Origin of the sequence: Domibacillus aminovorans (assembly GCF_001643235.1) — a bacterium.
GTDB lineage: Bacteria > Bacillota > Bacilli > Bacillales > Domibacillaceae > Domibacillus > Domibacillus aminovorans.
On record NZ_LQWY01000063.1, the window covers coordinates 1 to 4,751 of the forward strand.

The 4,751-nt window shown below is 35.6% G+C and carries 5 protein-coding genes; 1 reads left to right on the forward strand and 4 read right to left on the reverse strand.

Annotated features, from left to right (window positions below; translation table 11 throughout):
* On the forward strand, positions 1–448 hold a 448-nt coding region (locus AWH49_RS15680), incomplete at its 5' end, for a 5'-3' exonuclease H3TH domain-containing protein (protein ID WP_280512839.1).
* Positions 449–453: 5 nt separating this feature from the next.
* On the opposite strand, the gene AWH49_RS15685 is transcribed toward AWH49_RS15680, so the two are convergent.
* The 4 genes from AWH49_RS15685 to AWH49_RS15700 all read right to left on the reverse strand — a co-directional run bounded on the left by AWH49_RS15685 (position 454) and on the right by AWH49_RS15700 (position 4,613).
* The gene (locus AWH49_RS15685) at positions 454–804 is read right to left on the reverse strand and encodes a YhjD family protein (protein WP_018393708.1); all 351 of its coding nucleotides are present in this window, start codon (positions 802–804) and stop codon (positions 454–456) included.
* A gap of 197 nt (positions 805–1,001) precedes the next feature.
* Positions 1,002–2,264 carry a DUF445 domain-containing protein gene (locus AWH49_RS15690; RefSeq protein ID WP_063966497.1) on the reverse strand — a complete coding sequence of 421 codons (1,263 nt, stop codon included), beginning with the start codon at positions 2,262–2,264 and terminating at the stop codon, positions 1,002–1,004.
* Positions 2,265–2,463: 199 nt separating this feature from the next.
* The gene (locus tag AWH49_RS15695) at positions 2,464–3,393 is read right to left on the reverse strand and encodes a response regulator (RefSeq protein ID WP_063966498.1); all 930 of its coding nucleotides are present in this window, start codon (positions 3,391–3,393) and stop codon (positions 2,464–2,466) included.
* Positions 3,375–4,613, reverse strand: coding sequence for an ATP-binding protein (locus AWH49_RS15700; protein ID WP_082862903.1), 1,239 nt, complete (start codon positions 4,611–4,613; stop codon positions 3,375–3,377). Before AWH49_RS15700 ends, AWH49_RS15695 begins: the two co-directional genes overlap by 19 nt.
* Positions 4,614–4,751: the final 138 nt, after the last annotated feature.

Genomic DNA, 4,751 nt, shown 5'->3' on the forward strand with positions numbered 1-4,751 from the left:
CTTTTTCTGTTTATTCATTTACACAAGATATTTTACGCTCTCCGGTGGAAAAAAAGGAGATATTGTTTATTCATTCAATCACTTTCAAGATGATTATCACATTACCTCTGAGCAATGGATTGATGTGAAGGCACTTCTAGGCGATAAAAGCGATAATATTCCTGGCTGTCCGGGAATTGGTGAAAAATCGGCCTTGCCGCTAATTCAACTTTACGGCTCTTTAGAAAATATTTTCGAGCAAATAGACGTCCTGGATCCGAAATTTAATCGTTACAAGAAAAAGCTTATTGAAGGACAAAAATTGGCACTCATTAGTAAAGAACTATCAGCCATCATATGCGATATTCATGAGTTAAATGAGTTTCTTTTTGACGATTTACAAGTAAATATAGAGAGAAACAATTTGATTGCAGAATTAAAAGAATTGGAACTTAACATTAAATATTAAGCCGCTCAGCGCAGCAATTCAAAGCGGTTTTCTTGGATAAGTTTATGAAGCTCCTTATCTTCAAAGTGTATAGTCGATGGAACACCACGACATAAATAACGGAATTCAGTCATATCGTTATCAAGCGTGTGTTCCCCCACTATTCTTAATCCTCGCGTGCTCATCTCTTTTCTTAATTCTTTTAACTGTTTGAGGGCTTGGCTTTCTTGATATTGATTCGCTGATAAATAAACTCTTTTCATTTTTATAGTTGATTTTTCATTCTCTTTTAATTCACTTTGCAATAGTCGTATCGTCAAATTATGTATGATGTAGTTGTAAACAATTTTTCTGTCTTCATCTGTAATGGCAATCATTTATATCCCCCTTATTTATCATTGCAGATTCAACACCGAAAATTTCCCAATTATTTAATCAACTTTTTCATAACTTAACACTTCTTCTTCAATAGCGATATTCCTTTCAATTAAATAGATTTTTGTAAAACAAAAGCCTATTTTATCTATTCAAAACAAAGACCCTGTCAACTTAGTGCTGATAAGGTCTTTGCTTTTTAATAAATGAGTGCTTTGATTCCTGTTAAAACGATCCCGATCATAAAACCGCAAACAGCTCCATTCACCCGAATCCACTGCAAGTCTTTTCCAATATTGTTTTCCATCATGAAGACAAGCTTGTCATTATCTAACTTATCTAGATTTTCCTGCACGAGCTTACCGATCTTGGAATGATTATCTTCAACGAGAATGGCAATTTGCTTTTGTACCCCATTTTCAATCATGCTGTTTTTTATTGGATCTTCTTTTAGATTATTTAGTAAGCGTGTTAAAAATGGAAGAACGTACGTGTCCATAAACTCGCTGCTTTGAATAAAGGCTAATGTTTTTTGCTGAATTCGTTGTAAGATTTCAGTTATTTTCTCAGCCGGCTCCCATTTAGCAAGAAGATGTTGCTTCCAATTTTCGATTTCTTCTAACCATTCTTTCTTGTCTTCTATACTTCGTAACTTTTTACGTACATGTAAAAGAAACGCTTTTCTATTCGGATCTTCTTTCTGGCGTAAATGGCTTACAACATTAAGTAGAAGGTTTTGTAATATACTGCCGAGTTTTTCTTCATTCAATAAGTTTTGAACAGACTTTAAAGCAAACTGCATGAAACCGTCTAACTCGATATTGTTAAGTGCCTGCATGGCCATACTGCCAAGTTGATGACCTGTACTCTCTCTTTTTGCCCACTGTTCTGCTTCACTAAGAACATAATCGAATACTTTCTCATCATATTCATGAATGAGCACTTGATCGACGACAGATTGAAGGACCCCGTTTATTTCAATAGAAGAAAGAGAAAACTTTAATTCCTTTTCGATAAAAGGCGCTATCTTCTCCACTTGAACAGAACGAATTAGTTGATCTGCAAGTGAGACCAATCCTTTTCTTGCAGATTCGGAATGAAGCTCTTTTTCTAAAATTGGAAATATTTTTTCAGTAAATTGAATTTTTTGTAGTTTATCTTGAATACTTTCTTTTGAAAGCCAGTCATTTTCAAGCGTAGAAACAAGCGCTTTGATCATTTTGTTACGGTTTTTAGGCAAAAGAGCTGTATGTGGAATAGGTATTCCCAATGGATGGCGGAATAAAGCCGTGACGGCAAACCAATCGGCTAGTCCACCGACTAGACCCGCTTCAAATCCTCCGTGCACGACATCAATCCACGATGATCCGTGAAATGGAATCGTTGTTGCAAAACCAGTCCCCATAACAGCCAGTGAAAAACTAGCTAAGTGCTTTGATTGTTTTGATTTTTTAGAAGTCATATTTCCTTTTTCCCTTTACAAAATAGATTTGCTATACCTAAATAAAAAAATTCTTATTTTTTTAATACTTTTAGTTATTTGAATACAATATCATAATCTTTCTACTCCAGAATTACAATTATCTGTATTAACTCCTGATTCGAATAGGGTGACTGATATTCTCAGGCTTGAGAAGAGAACAGTACATTAATGTTTATCCTCATATGTCTTTGTATAACCGTTTAGCTTCAAAAAAGAAGACTTGGATAAACTTCTTCGTATTTACTTTCGTGGGCGTAAAAGAAGTCGATGAATCTTCCTGAATTTCCCTCATTTTTTGACGAACGACCATAAAATCAAAGAATTTCGATGCGTAGTTCTCAAATTTTGGATTGGCGTAGTCTGTCAAACCAAGAGAAGCAAAATGAATAAGCGAATGTGTAATAGCTCTTCGTATTCGCTGTTCAGAAGCTTTCGTTTCCCTGTTTATATCCATTTCTGAAGCAGACGATCCCAGCCTTTTTTGAGCAACTTGTTTGAATATCTCTTTTAAGGATGGAAAATTTTGTTCAGAGGCCTTTGCATGTTCGTACGTAAATAAGCATTTAAGAATGTCGATTAAATCCCTCGATCCATTCTCCCCAACAATACCAAGCTCCGCTAATAAAAACTCACCGATGTTTGCAATACTTTTTTCGTTAACCGCAGTTGACTGTACTGTTTGATCCTCTAAATTTAATAGGCTGCTGAGAGATGTTTTTATTTCTTGAATCGATTTCTCGAGTTGAATTCGTTCCACCACTTTTCGGATGACCGTGACAATTTCAATTCGATTAATTGGCTTCATGATATAATACTCTACTCCGAGTGCGTAAGCCTCGCTAATTAATTCCTTTGATTCTACTTGGGAGATCATGATAATTTTCCCTTTGAATTGTCCGTCAAGATGGCGTATCGTTTCAATTCCATCCCTAACAGGCATCAATAAATCAACAAAAAGAATGTCCACTTTTTGCATATTCAAAAAAGGACCTGTTAATTGATCACCATCCGATGCTTCTCCGACCACTTCACCTAAATCCCCGTCTTCAATGATTTGACTTAAGATGGACCGAATGGCATCATCATCATCTACAATAAAAAACCGCATAAAATCAACTGATGAGTTGGTAATTTTATCGAAAATAAGACCCCGTCTTTTTGGTTTTCAAAAACAATGTCTCCGCCAAAGTTTGTAACTGCTTCTTTAACATAGGCTAGCCCAATGCCTGTAGATGGATTTCCACGTTCGTCATATTTTGATGTAAAACCTGGTTCAAATATAACCTTTTTGTATTTCTCAGGAATAACAGAACCACTGTTATAAACGTTAAATTCAACCATTTCATCATGTTCGAGTAACTCGACATGGACGGTTCCGCTCTCCGCTATAGCCTCTACTGCATTGGCAGCTAAATTATTAATTAGCGACAAAACTGTGTAGACGTGATAATTTGAATGGTTTCCTTTAATCGAATACGTAAAGACAATGTGTTTCCCAAGCGAATATGAATATTTTTCGTTAATGTGGATGATTAATTGAATTAATTCCGCCACACTCATGTAATCTTTATAGCTTTCATTGGTAATTAATTTCGAAAGCCCTGCGAAAATTCGTTGATTATCTTTTTTAATCTCATGTATCTCCCCGGCCATCCGTAGCACTCTCTGGCTCATTCCATTGTCAATCTCTTTTAAAGCACGATATAAATCATACGATTCTTTTGTCACTGTTTCTGCATTTTTTAATGTTTTTTTCAAATAAACAGCTTCTTCATACAAATTGGAAATAAGCATCAGCATGTGCCCGTTTTGTTCCCTTATGTGCTTTTCCCTTGATTGTGCTTCATATAGTTTTACCATATTAAAAAAACTCACGACAATAAAACAACGGACAAATGCGATCTTCACCATTTCGATCACTTCTGCAAATGAAATGGTCGATTTCAACAAGAAATATTCAATAAGCAGCTCTGTCCCATTGGATACTAGTTCCGTCAAAAGACCAATGAGCCCGATTAAGAGCGACCAATTGCGAAATCGTTTTACGTCTACTAGTTGAAATAAACAAGCGTACGTAAAGTAAAAGAAAAACGCTGGAAAATGATGTTGAAAAGAAAGTACCATATTCTCCATATTCCCTGTAACCAGATCAATGGTAACACGAAAAAAGATAACTGCTGCAGCCGTAAAAAAACCAGGTATAATAAAAGGCACTTTTTGCAGCAATAATAAAAAGAAAAACATCGTGGGAGCACCGAAACCGATACGGAACGTTTCATTGAACGGATAAAACTTCAGCTCCCCCGCAAGTGGCACCGTGACGATCATGAGTATAATGATGTAGATATCCTTCTTTATTAATGAACTAAGATGAAAGGTCACTTCTCACCTCTTTAATTTGTCTGAAAATCAGTATACAATCCGAGAGCGTAAAATATCTTGTGTAAATGAATAAACAGAAAAAGG

Excerpts from the sequence above, each read along its gene's own strand:
- AWH49_RS15690 (WP_063966497.1), bottom strand. The coding sequence starts at position 2,264 with ATGACTTCTAAAAAATCAAAACAATCAAAGCACTTAGCTAGTTTTTCA.
- AWH49_RS15695 (WP_063966498.1), bottom strand. The coding sequence starts at position 3,393 with ATGCGGTTTTTTATTGTAGATGATGATGATGCCATTCGGTCCATCTTA.
- AWH49_RS15685 (WP_018393708.1), bottom strand. The coding sequence starts at position 804 with ATGATTGCCATTACAGATGAAGACAGAAAAATTGTTTACAACTACATC.
- AWH49_RS15700 (WP_082862903.1), bottom strand. The coding sequence starts at position 4,613 with ATGATCGTCACGGTGCCACTTGCGGGGGAGCTGAAGTTTTATCCGTTC.